Source organism: Streptomyces sp. NPDC026062, from assembly GCF_055568375.1.
The window spans coordinates 1-17,800 of record NZ_JBVHOQ010000074.1 but is presented as its reverse complement, the minus strand read 5'-3'; the positions used below and the strand labels follow the sequence as shown (position 1 = coordinate 17,800).

The following is a 17,800-nucleotide window of genomic DNA, read 5'->3' as shown; positions in this document are numbered from 1 at the left end:
CCTGGCTCCTGGCTCCTGGCTCCTGGCTCCTGCGGGCATGCCAGACCGGCGTGGGGGGGGGGGGGGGGGGGGGCGGGGGGGGGGGGGGGCCCCCCCCCCCGGGGGGGGGGGGGGGGGGGGGGGGGGGGGGCGGGCCCCCCCCCGGCCCGTTTCGGCATGTCCGCCGGGGGCTGCCGCGGTGGCGTGCACCGCGGCAGCGGTCAGTCGTCCAGGCTCATCCAGTCCGCCACGGCGGACCACACCTTCGCCAGGACGTCCGGCGTGCCCATCTCGTGGTGGACACAGTCGACACCGGTCCGGTGGATCTCCCCGGAGACGTAGGGCCGCCACGCCTCTTCTGTGACCGGGTCGGCGCGGTCCTCACGGTCGGCGGTGATCAGCAGTACGTCGCCTTCGAACCGGCCGTGCTCGTGGCGCCGCTGGATGTGGCGCTGATTGACCAGGACCCGCGCGATGTTCTCGTACTCCTCGTCCGTGGTGGCCCCGAGGGCTCCCGCCGCCTGATGGCGCACCATTTCCGTCAAGCTCGCCAACAGCTCGTCCGTGACCTCGCCGGGGGCCTCCAGGGGCTCGGCCTCGGGGTCCGCCACGGCCGGGTTCTGGTCCATGAGGACCAGCGCCGCGACCTGCTCACCGGCGGCGCGCAGCCGTACGGCGACCTCGTGTCCGACCACCGCTCCGAAGGACCAGCCCAGCAGGTGGTACGGGCCGGAGGGCTGCACGCGGCGGATCTGCTCGACGTAGCGGTCCGCCATCTCCCCTACCGACCGGGCCAGTCCGTCCGCTCCGTGCAGCCCGCGGTCCTGGAGGCCGTACAGCGGCATGTCGGCCGGCGCGTACCGGGCCAGCGGCATGTAGCACCAGCTCAGGCCATCAGCGGGGTGCAGGCAGAAGAACGGCGGCCTGCTGCCCTCGGTACGGATCGGCAGCAGTTCGTCGAGGGCGGCCCGCACCGACGACAGGCTCATCTCCTTCACCAGCTCACCCACGGTCGGCGCCGAGAAGACGTCGCGCACCGCGACGGACACGCCCCGCTCCCGCAGCCGCTCCACGAGCCGGACCGCCAGCAGGGAGTGCCCGCCGAGGGCGAAGAAGTCGTCGTCGACTCCGACCGATTCCACCCCGAGAACCTCGGCGAACGCCTCGCACAGGCTGGACTCGAAGGCGGTGACGGCCCCGTTGCCGGTGGGCTCGGCGGCGGTGACGCCCGGCTCGGGCAGCGCCTTGCGGTCCAGCTTGCTGTTGGGCATCAGCGGCAGCCGGTCGATGACCACCACCGCGGACGGCACCATGTACTGCGGCATGCGCCCCTGGGCCAGGCCGCGCACCTCCCGGCCGAGGTCCTCCGCCGCCTTCGGATCGGTGGCCGAGCCCGGCACCACGTAGGCCACCAGGCGGTGGTCGCCCGGGGTGTCCTCGCGGACCACGACCACGGCCTGGCCGACCGCGGGGTGTGTGGCCAGGGCGGCCTCGATCTCACCGAGTTCGACCCGGAAGCCGCGCACCTTGACCTGGTCGTCGGCGCGTCCGACGTACTGAAGTGCACCATCCGCGGTCCACCGGACGACGTCGCCGGTGCGGTACATCCGCTGCCCCTCGGCACCGAACGGGCAGGCCACGAAGCGTCCCGCCGTGAGGCCGGCGCGTCCCAGATAGCCACGGGCCAGTCCGTCGCCCGCGATGTGGAGCTCGCCCGCCACGCCGGGCGCCACCGGGGCCAGGCCGTCGTCGAGGACGTAGACCTGGGTGTTGCCGATCGGGGATCCGATCGACGTGACGTCGGCCGCGTCGGGGAGCAGCACCTGGGCGGTCGACCATGTGGTGGTCTCCGTCGGGCCGTACAGGTTCGTCAGGGTCGGTGTCCGGGCCAGCAGGGTGCGGGCCAGGTCGCCGGGCAGCGCCTCGGCTCCGATCATGGCCCGGACGCGGCTGAGGTCCACCGGGTCGTCGGCGTCGGCCACGAGGCCGCGCCACAGGCTCGGTGTCGCGTGCACCATCGTCACACCGCCGGTGCGGATCAGCTCCCGCAGGGCCCACGGGTCGAGGACCTGCTCCTGCGCGGCGAGGGCCAGTCGCGCGCCGTTGAGCAGCGGCAGGTAGAACTCGAATCCGGCCATGTCGCAACCGTGGGTGCTCACGGCGAGCAGCCGGTCCTCGGCGGCCAGCGGGAAGGAATCCTGCATCGCCGTGAGGAAGTTGACGATCGCGCGGTGCTCGACGAGCACACCCTTGGGGCGTCCGGTGGATCCGGAGGTGTAGATCACCCACATCGGGTGGCCGGGCAGCAGCGGCCGGGTGCGCTCGTCGTCGCTGACGGCCCGATCCGGCAGGGCGGCGAGCTCCGCGGTCACCTCGGGGTCGTCGAGGAGCACCACCGGCACGCCGGATCCGGCGTCGCCGTCGGCGTCCACGGAGAACGAGTCGAGCCGGTCCCTCATGCCTTCGCCGCTGAGCACGCACACCGCACCCGAGTCGGCGATGACGTACGCGATGCGGTCGGCCGGGTAGTTCGGGTCGATCGGCAGGTAGGCGGCGCCCGCCTTGACGACGCCGAGCAGAGCCACGACCAGGTCGACGGTGCGGTCGAAGACGACCGCGACGACCGACTCCGGTCCCACGCCCCGGCCGGCCAGGTACCGGGCCACGCGGTTGGCCCGCGCGTCCAGCTCGGCGTAACTGAGGGCGGTGTCGCCGAAGGTCAGGGCGATCGCGTCGGGGGTGCGCGCGACCTGCGCCTCGAACAGGGCACCGACCGTGGTGTCCGGCAGTTCGGCCGCAGTGTCGTTCCACTCGGTCAGCATGCGGTGCCGCTCGTCGTCATCCAGGACGTCGACGGCACCGAGCCGGGTGTCCGGCGCGGCGGACAGGGTCGCGAGGACGCGGTTGAGGCGTTCGGCGATGCGCACGACCGAAGCGGGTTCGAAGAGGTCGGCGGAGCCGGTCACGGTGCCGCGCAGACCCGCGGGGGCGCCCTTGGCGTCGTACGTCTCGACCATGCTGACGTCCAGGTCGAACTTGACCACCGCCTCCGCCGCGGACACGTCGCCCGGCGCCGTGCCGGACGCCGGCCGCGACGGGACGTCGGCGCGGGTGTCGAGGCCGGGCAGGTCGACGACCGCCTCCACGGTGTTCTCCAGGAGCAGCATCACCTGGAAGAGCGGGTGACGGGCCAGCGACCGGGCGGGGGCGAGCTCCTCGACGAGCCGCTCGAAGGGGACGTCCGCGTGTGCGAACGCGCCCAGGCCGGCTTCCCGGACCCGCTCCAGCACCTTGCTGTAGGTCGGGTCCTGCGACAGGTCGGTGCGCAGGACGAAGGTGTTGACGAAGTAGCCGACGAGGTCGTCGAGCGCTTCGTCGGTGCGGCCCGCGTGTGCCGATCCGATGGGGATATCGGTACCCGCGCCGAGGCGGGACAGGAGCACCGCGAGCGCGCCGTGCAACGCCATGAACATCGTCACGCCTTCGGCCCTCGCGACCTCCAGGAGCCGTGCGTGCACCTCGGCCGGGACCTCGATGGGTACGCGATACCCCTGGTGGCCGACCACGGCCGGGCGCCCCCGGTCGGTCGGCAGCGTCAGCTCCTCGGGGATACCGGCGAGGGCCTCTCGCCAGTAGGCGACCTGGTGGGAGAGCAGGCTGTCCGGGTCGTCCGCCTCACCGAGCACCTCGCGCTGCCACAGCGCGTAGTCGGCGTACTGCAACGGCAGTTCCTGCCACCTCGGGGCCCGGCCCTCGCTGCGCGCGGCGTACGCCAGGGACAGGTCGCGGGCCAGTGGTGCCCAGGACCAGCCGTCGGTGGCGATGTGATGGATCACCACCACCAAAACATGGTCCTGCCCGTCCGTCTCGAACAGCCAGGCCTTGACGGGCACGGCCGCCGAGAGGTCGAAGGTGTGGCGCTGGGCGTCGGCGATCGCACCGGACAGCTCCGTGGGGGCGACCCGGGTCACCGTCAGGTCCCACTCCAGCGCGACCGGGTCGAGGACCTGCTGGTACGGCTCGCCGTCCACGACCGCGTACACGGTGCGCAGCACTTCGTGCCGCGCGATGAGGTCCCGGAACGCCGCGTTCAGCGCCGCGTGGTCCACCTCGCCCCCGAGGCGTACGGCGACCGGGATGTTGTAGGTGTCACCGGGGCCTTCCAGCTTGTCGATGATCCACAGGCGTCGCTGGCCGTACGACAGCGGCAGCCGGTCGGGCCGGGCGCCGGCCGTCAGCGGCGGCCGGGCCTCGCGTGCCCCGGCCAGGAGCTCGGCGAGCCCGGCGGCGGTCGGCGTCTCGAACAGGTCGCGGACCTCCACCTCGACGCCGAGCAGCGTCCTGATCCGGCTGATCAGCCGGACCGCGAGCAGCGAGTGGCCGCCGAGTTCGAAGAAGTCGTCGTGCACGCCGACCGCGGGCACCCCGAGGACCTCGGCGAAGGCCATGCAGAGGATCTCCTCCCGGACTCCGGCCGACCGGTTCCGGCCCCCGGGCTGCGAGGTCCCGTGATAGCCGGGAGCGGGCAGGGCCTTGCGGTCCAGCTTGCCGTTGCCCGTGAGCGGCAGCCGGTCGAGAAGCACCACCGCCGAGGGCACCATGTGCTCCGGCAGGCGCTGCGCGGCGAACTTCCGGATCGTCGCGGGCAGTCCCTGGTCCTGCGTGTCCTCCGGGTCGTCGGCCACGACGTAGGCGACGAGGCGCTTGTCACCGGGCACGTCCTCGCGGGCGATCACCACGGCCTGGGCCACCAGGGGATGGGCGGCCAGGACCGACTGGACCTCGCCGGGCTCGATGCGGAAACCGCGAATCTTCACCTGCTCGTCGGAGCGCCCCGCGAACACCAGCCGGCCGTCCGCGTCCCAGCGGGCCAGGTCGCCGGTGCGGTACATCCGCTCCCCCGCACGGCCGAACGGGCTGGCCACGAACCGCTCCGCGGTCAGGTCGGGGCGGCCCACGTAGCCACGCGCCAGACCCGCACCGGTGACGTACAGCTCACCGGCCGCTCCGGCCGGCACCGGCCGGAGCCGGTGGTCCAGGACGTAGAAGCGGGTGTTGGCGAGCGGTGTGCCGACGGGGACCACGCCGTCGGCCACCAGTTCGGCCGTCAGCGGGGTCGTGGCCACACCGATCGTGGTCTCGGTCGGGCCGTAGTGGTTGTACACCGCGCAGCCGTCCGCGGCGGACAGCAGGGTCCGTACCCACTCGGGCTGGGCGGCCTCGCCGCCGAGGACCAGGGACTTGGCGGGCAGCACCCCGGCCAGGTCCCCCGCCGCACCGAGCGCCGCCAGGTGGGAGGGGACCGCCTTGAGGTGGTCGATGCGGTGCTCGGCCAGGTAGCGGCTGACGGCCTCCGGATCGGTGACCGCTTCCTCGTCCAGGATGTGCAGCTCGCCGCCTGTGGTCAGGCTCGCGAACACCGTGGTGTTGCCGAGGTCGGTGGCCTGCGCCTGAAGCAGCGCGTACCGGTCGCCCGGAGTGCCGAACCCGACCCGGCCCGGCACGGCAGCCGCATAGTTGGCCAGCGCGCCATGGGTGACCGCCACACCCTTCGGACGACCCGTCGACCCGGAGGTGTAGATCACGTAGGCGAGCCCGTCCGGGGCCACCGCCTCCTGGACGGCTGTCTCCTCGGCGCCGGCCAGCTGCATCGTCACCAGCGGTGAGTCGAGTGCGACGAGCCGCTTGCCCGCCGGCAGATCGTCCAGGATCTCCTCGGTGGTCAGCGTGAGCGCCGCACCGCTGTCGGTCATGACGTACGCCACCCGGTCTGCGGGCTGCCCGGGGTCGATCGGCAGGTAGGCGGCGCCCGTCTTCCACACGGCCAGGATCGCCGTGATCATCTCGATCCCGCGGCCCAGGCACAGGCCCACCACCGCTTCCGCACCCACGCCCTGGTCCATCAGGTAATGAGCCAGACGGTTGGCGCGGGCATCCAGCTCCGCGTACGACACCCGCGTGCCGTCGGCGACGACCGCCACCACATCCGGAGTACGCGCCACCTGCTCCGCGAAACGAGCCGCGACCGTGCGCGAAGGCACCTCGTCCGTTGTGTCGTTCCACTCCACCAGGACCCGGTGCAGCTCGTCCTCGGGCAGCACGTCGACCGAGTTCAGCCGCTGCTCGGCGCCGCCGTCCAGCGCGGAGTCCAGCGCGGTGACCAGGTTGTCCAGGGCGGTGCGCACCAGCAGGCCCACGGCGTGCGGGTCGCCCGGGTCGGCGGAGTCCACGGCCAGGCCCATGCTGTCACCGTTGTCGTCCACGGCAACGGTCAGCGGGTAGTTGTTGAGGGGCCGCATGAACAGCCTGCGGATGCCCTCGAAGCCCTTCTCCTGGCCGCGGTCCGCGGCGCGGGCGGCCGCTGGTCTCGTCGTGTTGTGACGGTAGTTCAGCAGAGTGGTGAACAGGGGGGTGTCGCCGGTGACGCCGCTCGCACCCTGGGCGACGGCGAGCGGTGCGTGCTCGTGCTCGAGAAGCCCGGCCAGCTGGCTGCGCATCGCGCCGACCGCCTCCAGGACTCCGACGCCGGCCACCCGCACCCGGACCGGCAGTGTGTTCATGAAGAGACCGAGCACCCGGTCGGAGCCGGCGCCGGAGTTCATCCGGCCGAACAGGACGGTGCCGAAGACGACGTCCTCACGGCCGCTGACGGCGGCGAGGGCCCGGGCGTAGGCCACGTGCAGCAGCGTCGCGGGGCTGGTTCCGAGGCGGCGGGCGGTGTCGCGCACCCGGGCGTCGAGATCCGGCTCGAAGCCGAGGTGGGCCTTGGCGAGGTCGCTGCCGTCGCCGTGCACGTCCGCGACACCGTACGCGAAGGTCGGTTCCGTCACGTCGCCGAGGAGCTCGGCGAAGTAGCGTGCGTGCTCCTCACGCTTGTCTCCGCCGCGGCTCTGGGCGACGAAGTCACGGAACGGCAGGGGGTCCGCCAGTTCCGCACCCCGGCCGCTCAGGAAGGCCTGGAGCTCCTCGAAGACGGCCTCGAGGGTGGTGTGGTCCTGCACCATGTGGTGCATGCGCAGCAGCGCCGCCCAGCGGTCGCTGCCGGGGACGGCCGCGACGTGCACGTCGACCAGGGGCGCCCGGCTCAGGTCCATGGTGGCGCCGCCGAGTTCGAGGAGTTGTTCCACCAGGCCGGCGCCGTCCGGGTCCAGCGTCACGTGTTCGACGGGCACCCGGGCGTTGCGCCACACCACCTGCACCGGTTCCCGCAGCCCCTCCCACACCACGGAGGTGCGGTAGATGTCATGCCGGTTCACCAGCTGCTGAAGTGCGTCCACGAAGGCGTCGAGTCGAGCGCGCGAGTCGAACTCGAGCGCGGTGGGAGCCGCGTAGGTGTCGCGTCCCGACCCTGCCATCAGGTGGTGGAAGAGCAGGCCCTCCTGCAGCGGGGCCAGCGGGTAGACGTCCGCCACGTTGGCGGCGCCGCCCTCGACCGTGGCGACGATCCGCTCGGCCTCCTCGGCGGTCAGGTCGACCAGCGGCAGCATCTCCGGCGTGATCGCCCGAGCGCCCGCCGGGATCAGGTTCGGCGGGACCTCGACACGCGCGGCGGCCGTGTCCCCGGCGAGGCCGGCCACCGTCGGCGACTCGAAGAGTGCCCGGACCGAGACGGAGACGCCTCGCGACCGCAGCCTCTCCACCAGCGTCACCGCGAGCAGGGAGTGCCCTCCGAGGCGGAAGAAGTCGTCGTCGACACCGACCCGCTCGATGCCGAGGACCTCGGCGAACACCTCGCAGAGGATCTCCTCGCGGGCGTTGGCGGGCCCTCGGCCCGCACCCGCCGCGTACTCCGGTGCGGGCAGCGCCGCCCGGTCCAGCTTGCCGTTCACGGTGAGCGGCAGTTCGTCGAGGACGACAACCGCGGAGGGCACCATGTGCGCGGGCAGCGCTTCGGCCGCGAACCGGCACAGTTCCCGCGCCGGTTCACCGGTCCGGGTTCCGCCGTCCGGCACGACATAGGCCACGAGCCGCTTGTCACCGGGGGCGTCCTCGCGCGCCACGACCGCCGCCTGGGCCACGAGCGGGTGCTCGGCCAGCAGGGACGCGACCTCGCCCGGCTCGATGCGGAACCCACGGATCTTGACCTGCTCGTCGGAGCGGCCCAGGTACTCCAGCTCGCCGTCGGCCCGCCACCGCGCGAGGTCGCCGCTGCGATACATGCGCTCGCCCGGCGCGAACGGTGACGCCACGAACCGCTCGGCGGTGGCCCCGGACCGACCCGCGTAACCACGGGCCAGGCCCGCCCCCGCGATGTACAGGTCACCCGCGACGCCGACCGGGACCGGTGCCAAGTCGCTGTCGAGCACGTACAGAAGGGTGTTGGCGACCGGCCGCCCGATGGGCACCGACTCCCCCACCTCCTGGCCGGCCGCCACCTCGAAGACACAGCATCCGACCACCGTCTCGGTCGGCCCGTACTCGTTGACCACAACGGTATCGGGCGCCTGTTCGAGCCAGGCGCGCACATCGGCGCCCCGCAGCGCCTCACCGCCGACGATCCAGCGCCGGGCGGCCCCGGCGAGCCGTCCCTCCGGCAGCAGTCGGGAGAGCAGCGGCAGATGCCCCGGCACGACCTTCACCAGTCCGAACGGCTCGGAGTCACGCAGCAGGGCCGCGAGGCCCTCGGGGCCTCCGTCCCCGCTGACCACGACTCGGGAGCCGGACACCAGGGGCAGCAGCAGGCTCGTGACCGTCAGGTCGAACGCGAGTGAGGAGTGCAGCGGAGCGCCGCCGCCCTCCTCCATGCCGTAGGCACGGCAGGCCCACGTCACATAGTTCGCCAGGCCGCCATGGGTGACCACGACGCCCTTGGGGCGGCCCGTCGAGCCGGACGTGTAGATGACATAGGCGCTCCGGGCTGCCAGGGCGGTGCCGGTGTCCCACGCCGGCGACGACGCCGTCTCCGGCAGATCGGCCGACCCGGCCGGCGCGTCGGGACCGTCGAGCACCAGCACCGGCGCGTCGGACCGGCGTTCGAACTCCGAGAGCCGGTCGCGCGTGCCGCGTTCGGCAAGGACGCACGTCACCGCGGCGTCCGTCAGCATGAACGCGGCACGCTCCGCGGGGTACTCGGGGTCGACCGGCAGGTACGCGCCGCCGGCCTTCCACACCGCGAGGACGGAGACCAGGACGTCCACACTGCGTTCCAGGCAGAGTCCCACCACCGACTCGGGACCGACACCGTGGCGGATGAGCAGGTGTGCGAGACGGTTGGCGCGCGCGTCCAGGTCGCCGTAGGAGAACTCGGCGCCGTCGCACTCCACGGCGACCGCCTCCGGGCTCCGGGTCACCCGCTCCGCGATCAGCTCCGGCACCGGCCGGAGCGGCGTGCCGTCCGCCGTATCGTTCCACTCGACCAGCATCCGGCGGCGCTGGTCGGTGTCCATCACGCCGACAGTGCGCAACGGCTGGTCCGGGCCTCCGTCGAGAACATCTTCGAGCAGCGACACCAGGTTCCGGGCGGCGGTGTGCAACAGCGCGCCCACGGCCCGTGCGTCGATCGGGGCGACCGCGTCCACGGCCAGTGACATGCCGTCGGCCCCGTCGTCGTCCACCGAGACGGTCAGCGGGTAGTTGTTGCGCTCCTGCGAGAAGACCGTCCTGATGCCCGCGGTTCCCGAGGCGCTCGCCTCGGCCACGGCCGTGTCGATCGGACGGCTGCTGTTGTGCCGGTAGTTGAACAGCGAGGTGAACAGCGGGGTGTCCCCGGGCACGCCGCTGGCCTGCTGGGCCAGGGAGAGCGGCGCGTGCTCGTGGTGGAGGAGTTCGGCGAGCTGCCCGCGCATCGTGGCGACGGCGTCGGCCGCACCGAGTTCACCGGTACGGATCCGCACCGGCAGCGTGTTGATGTACGGGCCCAGCGTGCGGTCCGACCCGCTGCCGGCGTTCATGCGCCCGAACAGGACGGTGCCGAAGACGACGTCCTCACGGCCGCTGACGGCGGCGAGCACCCGCGCCCACGCCACGTGCAGCACGGTGGCGGGGCTGGCGCTCAGGCTCCGTGCGACGGCACGCACCCGTTGCACCAGGGCCGGCGGGATGGGCAGCCGGTCGCGGACCGCCGTGACGCCGTCGCCGTGAGCGTCGGCCAGGCCGTACGGCGCGGTCGGCTCGGTCACGTCGCCGAGGAGCCGGGAGAAGTGACGTTCGTGCTCGGCGCGGGCCACCCCACCGCGTGCCTGCGCGACGAAGTCGCGGAACGGCAGCGGCTCGGGCAGCTCGTCGCCGCGTCCGGACAGGAGCGCCTCGACCTCGGCGAGCAGCACTTCGAGCGCCGTGTGGTCCTGCGCCATGTGGTGCATCCGCACCAGCGCGAGCCACGCTCCGCCGTCCGTCTCCGGCGCCACGTGCAGGTGAACGAGCGGCGCCCGCCGGAGGTCCATGACCGAGCCGACTCGGGCGACCAGCTCCGCCGCCGGATCCGCGGCGTGCGGGTCGAGGGAGACCTCCTCGACGGGCACGGCGGCGCGGCGCCGCACCACCTGCACCGGCTCGCGCAGGCCTTCCCACACGATTCCGGTCCGCAGGATGTCGTGCCGGTCCACGACCTGCTGGAGGACCTCGGTGAACGCGTCCAGCCGCTCACGCGAGTCGAACCTCACCACGGTCGGCAGGACGTAGGCGTCCTCGCCGCCGTCGGCGAGGAGGTGGTGGAAGAGCAGTCCCTCCTGGAGCGGGGCGAGGGGGTAGATGTCGGCGACGTTCGCCGCGCCGCCCTCGACGGTGGCGACGACCCGCTCGATCTCCTCGGCGGTCAGGTCCACCAGCGGCAGCATCTCCGGCGTGATCGCCCGCGCGCCCTCAGGAATGGCATGGGGCGGTACGACGACACTCTCCGCCCCGGCCACCACCGCGAGCCCGGCCACCGTCGGGGTCTGGAACAGCGCCCGCACCGAGACCGACACACCACGGGTACGCAGGACCTCCACGAGACGCACGGCGAGCAGGGAGTGGCCGCCCAGCGCGAAGAAGTCGTCGTCGACACCCACGCTGTCCAGGCTCAGGACCTCGGCGAACACCTCGCAGAGGATTTCCTCACGGACCGTCGACGGCCCGCGGCCGGAACCGGCCGCGTACTCGGGGGCGGGCAGCTGCGCGCGGTCCAGCTTGCCGTTCGGGGACAGAGGCAGTGCGTCGAGGGCCACCACCGCCGACGGCACCATGTAGTGCGGCAGCCGCTCCGCCAACCGGGCCCGCACCGCGGCGGACAGGTCCCCCCCGGGCTCGCCGTCGGTGACGACGTAGGCCACGAGGCGCTTGTCACCGGGCACGTCCTCCCGGGCCACCACCACGGCCTGGGACACCGACGGGTGGGCGACCACCGCCGACTGGACCTCGCCCAGCTCGATGCGGAAGCCGCGGATCTTGACCTGCTCGTCGGCGCGGCCCAGGTACTCCAGTTGCCCGTCGGCGTTCCACCGGACCAGGTCGCCCGTGCGGTACAGGCGCTCTCCGGGGGCCCCGTGGGGGTCGGCGACGAAGCGTTCGGCGGTCAGTGCGGGGCGGTGCAGATAGCCCCGGGCCAGGCCGGCGCCGGCGATGTACAGCTCGCCGGCCACTCCGGGCGCGACCGGCGACAGGTGGTCGTCCAGGACGTACACGCGGGTGTTGGAGATGGGCCGGCCGATGGGTACGGCGCCTTCGGCATCGGTGTCGGCGTACCAGACGGTGGTGTAGACGGTCGCCTCGGTGGGGCCGTAGATGTTCGCCACCCGCGCGCCCGGCAGTTCCCGGCGGATGCCTGCGACTGCGTCGGCGGTGAGCGCCTCGCCCGCGAGGACCACGGTGCGTGGACGGAGCTCGGGTGCGGAGCGGCCCAGGATGCGGGCGAAGGCCGACGGGACACCGCTGACGAGGCTCACCTGCCAGGGGCCGTGCGCGGCGTCGGCGAGTGCGAGGAGATCGGGGACGAGTTCGACGGATCCGCCGGTGACCAGCGGTCCGAACAGCTCGAAGACCGACACGTCGAAGGTGAACGAGGTCGAGAGGAGCACCCGGGAGAAGTCCGCGCCGCCGAACTCGGCGGCCGCCCACGCCAGCAGCCCCGCCACCGACCGGTGCTCCACCACGACGCCCTTCGGACGTCCGGTGGAGCCGGAGGTGTAGATGACGTACGCCGGATGCCCGGGGGTCAGCGGAGCCACCCGCTCGTCCTGCGCCGGAGCCTGCGAAGGCAGCGCGGCGAGTGCGGTGACGGTCTCCGGGGCGTCGAGAACCACCGTCCGCGGCCCGGAGGGCGGAAGGAGCTCAGCGGTGGCCGAGTCGGCGAGGACCGCCACGGGCTCCGCGTCGGCCAGCATGTACGCGATCCGCTCGGCGGGGTAGGCCGGGTCCACCGGCACGTACGCGCCGCCCGCCTTCAGCACGCCGAGCAGGGCCGGCACCGCGTCCGCGCCGCGCTCCACGCACACCGCGACCCGCGACTCCGGGCCGACGCCCAGGCCGATCAGGTGCCGGGCCAGTCGGTTGGCGCGCGCGTCCAGGTCGGCGTAGGTCAGCTCGGCACCGTCGCACGCCACGGCGACCGCGCCCGGGGTGCGGGCCGCCTGAGCCTCGAACAGCTCCGCCACGGTGGCCTGCGGCACCTCGACGGCGGAGTCGTTCCACTCCACGAGGACCCGGCGGCGTTCCTCCGCGTCCAGGACATCGAGTGCGCTCAAGCGGGTCTCCGGAGCGGCGCCGACCGTCTCCAGGAGCTGTCCCAGGCGCGCGGCCAGGCGCGCGGCCGTCGCGCCGTCGAACAGGTCCGCCGCAGCGACGATCTCGCCGCGCAGCCCGGCCGGCCGCCCGTCGGCGTCGAACGCCTCGGACAGACTCACTTCCAGGTCGAACTTGGCTGCCAGGGTGCCCGTGAGCAGGTCGCCCCGGCCACCGGCCGCCGCGCCCCCGGCCTGCACGCCGTGCAGGTCCAGAGCCGCGTCGGCGGTGTTCTGCATGGTGAGCATCACCTGGAACAGCGGATGCCGGGCCAGGGAACGTGTCGGTGCGAGTTCCTCCACCAGCCGCTCGAACGGCACGTCCTGGTGCGCGAACGCGCTCCACCCGGTCTCGCGCACCCGGGTGAGCAATTCGGAGAACGTGGGGTCACCCGAAAGATCCGTACGCATGACCAGCGTGTTCACGAAGAAACCGACCAAGTCCTCCAGGGCCACGTCGGTACGGCCGGCGACCGCGGCACCGATCGGGATGTCGGTGCCGGCGCCCAGGCGGGACAGAAGCGCGGCAAGCGCCGCCTGAACGACCATGAACATGGTGGCGTCCGACCCGCGCGCAACCCCCGCGAGCCGTGCGTGCACCTCGGCGGGCACCGTCAGGGGCATCGTGTGGCCACGGAAGTCGGCCACCGCGGGACGCGGCCGGTCGTACGGCAGCTCCAGCTGGTCCGGGATGCCCGCCAGCTGCTCGCGCCAGTACGCCATCTGCCGGGAGATCACACTGTCGGAGTCGTTCTCGTCGCCCAGCAGTTCACGCTGCCACAGCGTGTAGTCGGCATACTGCACCGGCAGCGGATCGAACTCCGGCGCCCGTCCCTCGGACCGCGCCGCGTACGCCATCGACACGTCCCGGGCCAGCGGCCGGGTCGACCAGCCGTCACTGGCTATGTGGTGGACGACCACGACGAGGACGTGCGCATCCGGCCCGGTGGTGAGCAGCCAGGCACGGATCGGCACATCGCTCGACAGGTCGAACGGCCGGGCCACCGCCTCGCGGACGGCTGCCGGCAGTTCATGCGTGGCCACCTCGGCGAAGGACAGCTCCCAGGACACGTCGTCGAGTTTGAGGATGTCCTGGTGCGGCTCGCCGTCGACGGTGGGGAACACCGTACGCAGCACCTCGTGACGGGCGATCACATCCCGCAGCGCGGCGTTCAGCGCCTCCCGGTCCACGCCGCCCGACAGCGGAACGACCAGCGGAATGTTGTACGTCGAGCTCGGCCCTTCGAGCTGCTCGATGAACCACAGACGGCGCTGCGCGAATGACAACGGAAACATCAGGACTCCCCCTGGTTACGCATGGGCCGCAACGCCGGCCGAGCTGACTTCAGTTTTCCAAGCTGTTGTGCGAGACCTGCCACCGTCGGGTTGTCGAGCAGTACCCGCAACGGGACTTCGACGGAAAGCCGCGCACGCACGAGGCTCACCAGACGGACCGCGAGAAGCGAATGGCCGCCCAGTTCGAAGAAGTCGTCGTCCATTCCGACGTCGTCCACGCCCAGCACATGTGCGAACGCCTCGCACAGCGACCGCTCCTGCGGCGTCGACGGTTTCCGGCCCGCGGACGCCGCCCCGGTGTACTCCGGAGCGGGCAGTGCCTTGCGGTCCAGCTTGCCGTTGGGTGTCAACGGCAGCCGTTCCAGCGGGACCACCGCCGCCGGCACCATGTGCCCGGGCAGCCGCTGGGCCACGAACTTCCGCAGGATATCGAAGAGTTCCTCGTCAGCCGAGTGTTCACCTTCGGCCGGTACGACGTAGGCGACGAGACGAACGTCGCCCGGCGTGTCCTCGCGGGCCACGACCGCGGCCCGGCCCACCGACGGATGGGCCAGGAAGGCTGCCTCGACCTCGCCGGGCTCGATCCGGAAGCCTCGGACCTTCACCTGCTCGTCGACCCGCCCCAGGTACTCCAGCTGTCCGGCCTCGGTCCACCGGACCTGGTCCCCGGTCCGGTACATGCGCCCGCCGGGCTCGAAAGGACACGCCACGAAGCGCCCACTCGTCAGCGCGGGCTGCCGCACGTAGCCCCGGGTCACCTGCGCTCCGGCGATGTACAGCTCTCCGGCGACACCGGGGACCACCGGCTGGAGGGCACTGTCCAGCACATAGACCCGGGTGTTGGCGTTCGGCCTGCCGATCGGCACCGACTCGCCGACGTCCTGGCCGGCCTCCACTTCGAAGACGGTGCACCCGACCACCGTCTCCGTCGGACCGTACTCGTTGACGACGGTCGAGTGAGGCGCCCGCTCCAGCCAGGAGCGGACGACGGTCCCGGTCAGCGCCTCGCCGCCGACGACGACCTTGCGCGCCGCGTCCGCGATCCGGTCGTCCGGCACCAGCTCCGCCAGCAGCGGCAGGTGGGCGGGAACCAGCTTCATCAGCCCGAATCCGCCGCCGGTACCGACCAGGGAGGCCAGCCCCTCGGCTCCTCCCGGCCGGCTCACCACCACCGCGGCACCGGACACCAACGGCACCAGCACGCTGGTCACCGTGAGGTCGAACGCCAAAGAGGAGTGCAGCGGCGCCCCGCCACCGTCCTGCATCCCGTAGGCCTGGCTCGCCCACACGACGTAGTTCGTCAGACCCCCGTGGGTGACCGCCACGCCCTTCGGGCGGCCGGTCGAGCCGGAGGTGTAGATGACGTAGGCCAGGTTGTCCGGCCCGACGCGCACTCCGGGCGCGGTGTCCGGGCACGCGCCCACCGCGGTGGAGACCAGCGGGTCGTCCAGTGCCATGGCATGCACTCGGCCCACCGGAAGCTCGTCGAGCACCTCCTCGTCGCTCAGCAGGACCGCGACCCCGCTGTCCGCCAGCATGAAGGCGATCCGTTCGGCCGGATACTCCGCGTCGATCGGCAGGTATCCGGCCCCCGCCTTCCACACGGCGAGGATCGCCACGACCATGTCGACGCCGCGCGGCAGGCAGAGACCGACGAGCGACTCCGGCCCCACCCCCAAGCCGACGAGGTGGTGCGCGAGACGGTTGGCGCGGGCGTCCAGCTCCGCGTACGACACCTCCGTGCTGTCAGCGACGACCGCCACCGCGTCCGGAGTGCGAGCCGCCTGCGCCTCGATCAACTCCGGCACCGCCATCGGCGGCATGTCGGCCGCGGTGTCGTTCCACTCGGTGAGCACCCGGCTGAGCCGGGCCTCGTCGAGCACCGGGATGCCGTTCAGCGCAGCGTCGGGACCGCCGTCCAGCGCCTCTTCCAGTGCGCCCACCAGGTTCTCGGTGGTCGTACGGACGAGCACGCCCACCGTGCTCGGGTCGATCGGTTCGACCGCGTCGACGACCACCCGCAGCCGGTCACCGTCGTCGTCGACGGCGACCGAGAAGGGGTAGTTGGTGCGGTCGACGACCAGCACGGTCCTGGCCCCGTCGAGACCCACCTGCCGCTGCTCCACCTCCGGTGTCCGGGCCGACGCACGACCGCCTTCGTGGCGGTAGTTGAACATCGAGGTGAACAGCGGGGCGTCCGAAGCCACCTGGGCGGCCCGCTGGGCCATGGCGAGCGGCGCGTGCTCGTGCTCGATGAGCGCGGCGAGCTGACCCCGCATCGCCTGCACCGCCGCGAGGACGCCCGTACCGTCACCCAGACGCACCCGCACCGGCAGCATGTTCATGAACGGACCCGCCACCCGGTCGGACCCCGCACCGGCATTCATGCGTCCGAACAGGACGGTGCCGAAGACGACGTCGTCCCGGCCGCTGACCGCGGCAAGGACCCGCGCCCACGCCACGTGCATCACCGTGGCCGGGCTCACGCCCATCCGCCGCGCCAACTCGCGCAACCGCGCGCTCAGTTCACCGGAGAACGTCTCCCCGGCCCGCTTCACGCCCGCGCCGTCGCCACGCACGTCCACCTGTCCGTACGGTGCGGTGGGCTCGGTGACGTCACCGAGCAGATCGGCGAAGAACGCCTCGTGGTCCGCACTGTCGAGGCCGGCCCGTGCCTGTGCGACGAAGTTCCGGAACGGCAGCGGCTCCGGCAACTCGGCAGCCCGCCCGGCGAGCACGGTCTGCACTTCTTCGAGCATCACCACGCCGGCCGTGTGGTCCTGCACCGTGTGGTGCGCCCGGAACAGCGCGAGCCACCGGTCGGCGCCCGGCACGGCCGCCACATGCAGACCGATCAACGGGGCTCGCCCCAGGTTCATGCGGGATCCGGCCAGGGCGACCAACTCGCGCGCCGGGTCGGCGTCGTGCGGGTCGAGCTGTACCTCCTCGACGGGGAGCTCGGCGTGCCGCCACACCACCTGCACCGGCTCGCGCAGGCCCTCCCACACGATGGCCGTGCGCAGGATGTCGTGCCGGTCCATGACCTTCTGAAGCGCTCCGGCGAACGCGTCCAGCCGCTCACGCGAGTCGAACTCCAGCACTGTCGGCATGACGTAGGCGTCCTCGCCGCCGTCGGCGAGGAGGTGATGGAAGAGAAGACCCTCCTGGAGCGGGGCGAGGGGGTAGATGTCGGCGACGTTCGCCGCGCCGCCCTCGACGGTGGCGACGACCCGCTCGACCTCCTCGGCAGTCAGGTCCACCAGCGGCAGCATCTCCGGCGTGATCGCCCGCGCATCGGCCGGGATCAGATTCGGCGGGACCTCGATCTGCTCGGTCCCCGCCACCGCGGCAAGGCTCGCCACGGTGGGCGACTCGAACAGCGCCCGCACCGAGACCGACACACCACGGCCGCGCAGGATCTCCGCCAGGCGGATCGCCAGGAGGGAGTGGCCGCCCAGTGCGAAGAAGTCGTCGTCGACACCGACACTGTCGACGCCGAGGACCTCGGCGAACGCCGCGCACAGGATCTCCTCACGGACCGTGGAAGGGCCGCGGCCGGAACCGGTCGTGTACTCGGGTGCCGGAAGAGCCTTGCGGTCGAGCTTCCCGTTCACCGTCAGCGGCAGCGCATCCAGGACCACCACCGCCGACGGAACCATGTACTCCGGCAGCTGTAGCGAAGCGAACTGTCGCGCCTCGTCGGCGAGTTCACCCACCTGAGAGCCCTCGGCCGGGACGACGTAGGCGACCAGCCGCTTGTCACCCGGGATGTCCTCACGGGCGATCACCGCCGCCTGAGCCACCCACGGATGCGCGGCCACAACACTCTG

General features: G+C 72.5%; 2 protein-coding genes. Both read right to left on the bottom strand.

Translation table 11 applies throughout. The features are described from left to right. Positions 1-200 precede the first annotated feature (200 nt). Positions 201-13,970, bottom strand: a complete 13,770-nt coding sequence (locus ACZ4LX_RS36625) for an amino acid adenylation domain-containing protein (protein ID WP_467649725.1) — start codon at positions 13,968-13,970, stop codon at positions 201-203. Next, complete coding sequence (locus tag ACZ4LX_RS36620) at positions 13,970-17,791, bottom strand: non-ribosomal peptide synthetase (RefSeq protein ID WP_467721384.1); 3,822 nt, start codon at positions 17,789-17,791, stop codon at positions 13,970-13,972. Before ACZ4LX_RS36620 ends, ACZ4LX_RS36625 begins: the two co-directional genes overlap by 1 nt. Positions 17,792-17,800: the final 9 nt, after the last annotated feature.